Source organism: Arsenophonus nasoniae DSM 15247 (assembly GCF_000429565.1).
Taxonomy (GTDB): domain Bacteria; phylum Pseudomonadota; class Gammaproteobacteria; order Enterobacterales; family Enterobacteriaceae; genus Arsenophonus; species Arsenophonus nasoniae.
In genome coordinates this window covers 1-6467 of record NZ_AUCC01000119.1, presented here as the reverse complement: position 1 = coordinate 6467, position 6467 = coordinate 1, and the positions used below count along the sequence as shown (strand labels likewise).

General features: G+C 32.0%; 4 protein-coding genes. 3 read left to right on the top strand and 1 reads right to left on the bottom strand.

All coding sequences use genetic code 11. From position 1 onward, the window contains the following. Window positions 1-274 (bottom strand): IS5 family transposase (locus G468_RS0115585; protein ID WP_026823853.1); only part of this gene is annotated, 274 nt, incomplete at its 3' end. A 217-nt stretch (window positions 275-491) separates the two neighbouring features. Here G468_RS0115585 and G468_RS0115580 point away from each other — a divergent pair. The 3 genes from G468_RS0115580 to G468_RS0115570 all read left to right on the top strand — a co-directional run bounded on the left by G468_RS0115580 (window position 492) and on the right by G468_RS0115570 (window position 6290). Beyond that, on the top strand, window positions 492-926 hold the full coding sequence (locus G468_RS0115580) for a hypothetical protein (RefSeq protein ID WP_026823852.1): 435 nt from the start codon (window positions 492-494) through the stop codon (window positions 924-926). A gap of 80 nt (window positions 927-1006) precedes the next feature. Beyond that, the gene (locus G468_RS0115575; protein WP_026823851.1) at window positions 1007-2995 is read left to right on the top strand and encodes a C80 family cysteine peptidase; all 1989 of its coding nucleotides are present in this window, start codon (window positions 1007-1009) and stop codon (window positions 2993-2995) included. Further along, window positions 2946-6290: a calcium-binding protein gene (locus G468_RS0115570; RefSeq protein ID WP_026823850.1), complete on the top strand. Its 3345-nt coding sequence runs from the start codon at window positions 2946-2948 to the stop codon at window positions 6288-6290. The genes G468_RS0115575 and G468_RS0115570 overlap by 50 nt, the downstream gene beginning before the upstream one ends. The last annotated feature ends 177 nt before the right edge of the window (window positions 6291-6467 follow it).

The window sequence follows — 6467 nt, the reverse complement described above, 5'->3', positions numbered from 1 at the left end:
CATGAGCATCAAGAAATGAAAGCAACTTATTGAAAATAATGTTAATAGTTCCATCCTTTGACCATCTGTTGAAACGGTTATAAACGGTTTTCCATGGGCCGTAACGTTCAGGTAAATCACGCCATGGGGCGCCTGAACACAGTATCCAGAACATGCCGTTGACGATTTTGCGATGTTCTGCCCACGGCCGACCGACCCGCGAAGATGTCAAAATGGTTGGCAACAAGGGCTCAATGATTGCCCATGCTTCATCAGAAAGATCGTAGCGAGCCATAATTCAAAGTATCGTAGAAACAGATGGATACTATAGCTCAAGCAATTAAGGGACACAGCCTAGATTTACTTTAGAAAATGGTGTACAAGCGATAAAATTTAGTGAAAAAGATGATCATCATTATTATTTTTTTGATATTGATTATTTTTTTAAACAGCATCTTGATGATCCAGCAAAATACAATGCTCATTATTTTGAGATTTTTGCTGGTGATCATATGATGATACTCTCAATAGAAAGTGAACAGGATAAAATTAATTACTGTTTTTTTGATAGTAATATAGGTGTATTTAATTTTGTGAATAAAGAAAAGTTTAAATCATTTTTTATTTATTTTTTGCAAGAACATGAAAAACCTTATAACATAATTAAAAATGAAAGTAATAATTATCAATTTAAAATAGCTGCGTATAAAAATAATAATGATATTAAACAACAATTGATTGACTTAAATATTTCACATGAAGAGATAGAAACAACAGCTGCAAAAATTATTTTTGAACAACAAGAAAAATTTGCCACTCGATACATTATTAGAGAACATAAACTTTATCCAGTTGACTTTGAATTTATAAATATTGATTTCATAAATAAATTTTCTATTATTAAATTAACGGGCACTATTGATAATAAAATAGTGATAAAAAAATAGTTATTCAAGAATTATCTATCGATGAAATACTAAATATTCTCAGTAATGAAGTGAGCGACATATTTTATTTGCAAAGAGAAATGATATTAATAAAATATGATCGCGATAATATCATCTATTATGAGTTGAATGATACGATTAATATTAATCAGCAACTTTCTGAAATTTCAAATAATAGAAAATTACCTTATTTGATCAAGAAAAATGATGATTTTTTATTTATGCATGATTATGTCATTGATAATGAGGATAATGAAAGTGTGTTTACAATGGATACTGTTTTAGATAATAAACATACAGTCATTATTCAGATTCAGGATGATAGCGTGATCAGTAATGGTGTTGAAAGATTAAAAAACAAGCATCCAGAAAATACTACTGTGATCTTTTTTGATATCCGCAATCATAAACACCAGGTTATTTATAATTCAACAGTTTTAGCAAAAAAAGATAATGTCCGTTGGTTAATTACTGCTCATGGTTCATATTTTAATAAATTATCACCGGAGTTTTTTGCTACTAGTTTACAAAATTTGAAGTCTAAGCTATTTGATAATCATGATCCGAAAAAAATTATTTTTTTAAGTTGTAAACAAGCTAATAACAATATATTACATGATAATGGGTTTAAATTTAGCCGTGCATTGTGGTCGAAGGGTTTTAGTTCAACGATGGCAGCTTATACAGAAAATATTTATATCTCTGATTCTGGTCATAGGATGGCAAGAGTAACTTTTTTGGACAAACAAACGCGAGATTTGCCTGCATATATATATAAAAATGTATATCAATATCATCAAAAATCGGGAATTATATTGGTCAATGAGCAGGATTATATTTTCGTCCTATTAGATAATATTAATCATGAACATGTATTGGATGATACTGTTTTAGTAGAACATCATGATTATTTAAAAAAATATTTTGCAGATAAGAATGATCAATTGGATATTGACTTAATCAGATTGGTTAGTTACGAAAATGAAGCTTATAAAATTTTCAAATCATATTATCATGAAATGCTTAATAAGCATCTTATGTTTGATAGTCAAATATTAATAAGTAGACTAAGAGCAAATGGTATAATTGAAATACCTATTTGGCGAAAAGTGAATGCAGATTTTATTTTAGCAGATAATAGTCATTTCCCTGTTGCCACAAAAAAAATCATTATTCTAAGGTTTGCTGGAGATGGTACTACGCGCCAGCAAGCTGAATTAATTGCTGCGCAGGATCCGCAGAATACTTTAATTGTTCAACTTGATACGAAGCGGAAAAAATATTTTATTGAATATGGTAGCTTGGCTGATTTTCAACCTCAATCTGAGCAGCATTGGTTGTTATTAGGCCACGTTTCTCCATCAGGTAGAGAATTTAGTGGTTTAAACGCACAATTATTATCACAATCTTTAATAAGTCTGAAAGAGGAATTATCATTTAATAGCCCGCAAGAAATATCTATTATTAGCACTACGCGAATTGGACAATATAGTAATCCGTTTCGTGCTGATTGGATTGTATCAGGTTTAGCAAAACAGCTCTCTGCTGCTGAAATTGATACTATTTTAACATTTTATACCCATAAAAAGAGTTTTTTGGTCAACCAAAATTTATTAGATTATCACGATAGTTTTTTTAATTGCCGTTATGATCGAACCACAAAGCAAATTTTATTAAATGAAATTCCAATTACCCAAGCTTTATTGATGAGTATCGCATTAAAGGAAATTTCTATTTGGCAGGCAACACAAGAAAGCTCGTTTTACTTACAAAATTATTTCACCGATAAGCGAGGTAATATCGATGAAAATAAACTTAAACAAGCATTGTATGATCCGGTTATAAACAAGAAGATAAATCTTTTTTTTCAACAAAATTATTATATTTCTATTAATGCCATGGATCATTGGCAAAAAATCTTTATTAAAAATATTCGGTTACCAATATGGCAACAAGCGGATGAATTATTATTATTATTGGATGCAATATATGTTGATCATAACGTGTTGTATCACTTAAGTGACCATTCCACGCTGGGTATTAAGGCAATATTTTGCTTTAGGTGCTGATAAGATAAATCAGGGGGAAATATTACGTTTAATAGCAAACTATCCTGAATATTTACATTTACAGACTGCATTAAATGATTTGATCGGTCTCGCTACCGGAAGTGGTCTTGAAGGATTATCGTTACAACTGGCATTAGAAAAAAGTGATCATTGGCATAAACGCTTATTTATCAATTTTTCTCAATTAAGACAACAGATTAGTCATAGCTCAGATATTGAAGGGGGGATCAGGTTGTTTCCCCATGCTTTTTTGTTAGATGACCATAATATTTCTGCCGCTAATATTGCAGCGACTTTAGGCACTATATATGCATATTCTATTGATTATAATGAAAATTTTCATCAATTATTGGTCTATCATCGTAAATTATATGAACAGAGATTGAAGTATTCATTTACTCGCGAAGAATTGCATTTTTTGCAGCAATTTGACCATATGTTCAATAATATCAAGCATAGAGAGATGATAGGTAACACTTCACAATACATTACCAGACAATCACTGGAGCAATGGTTATCTACGGCAGTAGCAGGCAGATATCAACTAAAAGCGGGCAATTTAGTATTTACTTTGTCTATTATTCAACAGGCAGATAATTATCAATATGCTTTATTTGATCCTAATAGTGGCGAGATCAAACTAAGTGGGCAGGATAAACAGAATATTTCGACAGAACTATGTAAAGGATTGACTGCTTACTTAACCGTGGAACTGCCTAAAAATTTTATTATCCATAATAAGACGACCAGAGCGGCGGAAATGGGGATAGCAAAAAACGCTGTAGATCAATTTGAGTTTGATATTTATCGCCTCAAACTTGATCCTGTTATTAAGAATGAAATAAGTTCTTTGATATCACAATTACCCAATAAATCCGAATCAACAGCTCAATCACTAACTGTAAAAATAGGCGCAATTGATATTCAATTGGCAACCTTACAGCAAGCAGGTGCGCAGATTGATAACAAACTCGTTACCTCCCAGTCAGTTAATTTATTGTCTCGTCATCCAGATAAATTGACTTTTGATGTTCAACAACTTAATGATTATTTAACTTTTGTTAGTGGTTCACAGCAGAATTCAAAACTAGTTAGCGTAATTAAGCAACAGTTAAATCAGGTGAATGCAACAAATGCGTTATTAGCCAATCAACAAAATTTGGCTTCATCTGCTCTATTATTAGAAAGACTATCAGATATTAAGCAGTCTAATGATATAAATGGAAATCTTTGGCCACGTTTTCAGCAAAATAGTGTCAAATTACCTCGTTATGCCCGCATGATGAATAAAATCGGTTATGGTACTCAGGCTATTGGCCTATTCCAACTGGTTAACTCTACCCAGATGATGTTAGCGGAGCGAGAGTTACCGCAATTAAGTGATGAGCAGCGAAGCGAAATTGATAAAAATATTATTATTGCCTGGAGTGCTGCTGGAGCCAATTTTAGTACTGATATTTTACAACCGTTACTATTAAAAATCGCTTATAAAACCACCGGTTGTTATCGGGTAGCTGGAACGTTTACTGGGCGAGCAGTTATGTTTTTAAATATCGCCGCGGCAGGTTTTGATGTTTACTATGCCTATGAGAATTTTAGTCAACTGAGGACAGAGCAAGCTGTTGATATTCGTCAAGATCTGATAGTTAATGGTACACTTTCATTACTAAGCGCAGGTGTTGGCGTTGGCACGGCGTTTGCTTTTTTCGTTGGTTCATCGGCAGCTGGCCCTATTAGCATTGCTATTGGTGCCGCATTAATGCTAGGCGGAATGACATATAATGCGGTACGAATCGTAAAGAAAATTAAACAAAAGGTTGAATTAACTTCAGCGGAAGAATTTGAAACCGGTTTACGAGCGGCTTTGGGATTGAGTCTAACTTATACAATACAAAATAGATTACAACAATATCACATAGCAGATACTTTTCAGCTAGCATTATTTGAAAAACAGCGCAATCAATTTGAAGATATACTTAAACCGGCAGGTTATAATTTACATTTTTATATTGAAGAAGAACAGCAGGTTGAAGAACTACCTTATTTTCATTTAATAGATAAACAAACAGGTCAATATATAACCTATCGAGATATTAAAGAGCTGTCAATTTCAAAATATATTAATTCATTTACTATTCCAATAACGACTTTATGGGCAAATGACAATATTGATTTTGAGATAGAAGAGAATAAAAAGCGTTTTTCTACATCAGAAGTAAATTTAATTCTACAACAATTGCCCAATCGTTATGAGGTTGAGCGAGTAAAAATAAAAGAATATATTCCTTCTACTTATGCAGCTACTGATGAAATTATTTTATTGGCACAAGATCATGATAATATATTGTCAAATTTTGAGGATATTGTTATTAATCAAAATAGAATATTTACCTCTAATAGCCAAAATTCAAAAGTGCTCCATTTCACAGCGCTAAATAATCCATATGATCATAATTATGATCTTATTGAAAACTATCTGGCAGAAACTTATCATAAAAAGAATATTTCTGCAGTAAGTTTTAATACCGCGAATGGTAATGATGTTATTATTGGATTAGATACCTTAGCCAATCGATTTGAAATTTATGACGGAAAAAAAATATTTATTGCCGGTAACAAAGATGATATTTTTATTCTCAATAATAGGCAATTTGCAATTAATGAAATAAAACATCTTTATGCTAAAGAAGGTAATGATAGCATTATTATTAATACTTTACCTATTCAACAAGATTTAGGGCTTATAGAGCCAGATTTTTCTGTTTATAATAAACATAATAATACTAGTTTTTTTGGCTGTTATATTGATTTAGAAAACAGCAGTGTAAAATATTTAAAGCGACCTTTTACGCGCTTTGAATATGCTCAACATCTACTGAAAAATTTTATTAATAGTGGCAGTAATGCTTCTCAGCTTGTGGCGTCTATTGATAATTTTGAAAATGCGAGTGGGCCTGATAAAGCACATAATATCATTATCGGTAATGAAAAAGATAATATTTTATCTGCTGGTAACGGCCATGCAATATTGCATGGTGGTGAAGGTAATGATGCGCTTTTATTAACCAAGGGCTATGCGAATGGCGGCAGTGGTGTTGATAGGTATGTTATTCAACGTTATAACTGGATGGATCATATAAAAATTTTACCTGACTACCGTTTTTATAATCAATGGAATGCAGAACAGCAAATTTTTATTAACCCAAACCAACAAAAGCAATTATTTAAATTTACTCGATTGTTCATGGTTAGGAATCTCAATCAATACAGTAAGGCATTAATGGAGGTGTTTTGAACTTAATATTTCTATTAAATTCTGACAGTTTTCTCGTTGATTAACCATGAGAACAGTAATTCGGTTAAATTATCATCTAAAAGCCTAATAATAGGCACACTGCTCCTAGGCTGCGGTTTGTAACCATCGTTTTTTGACCATTTTATCCCGCCTTTCTGACAGTAAAGTGACGGCGTG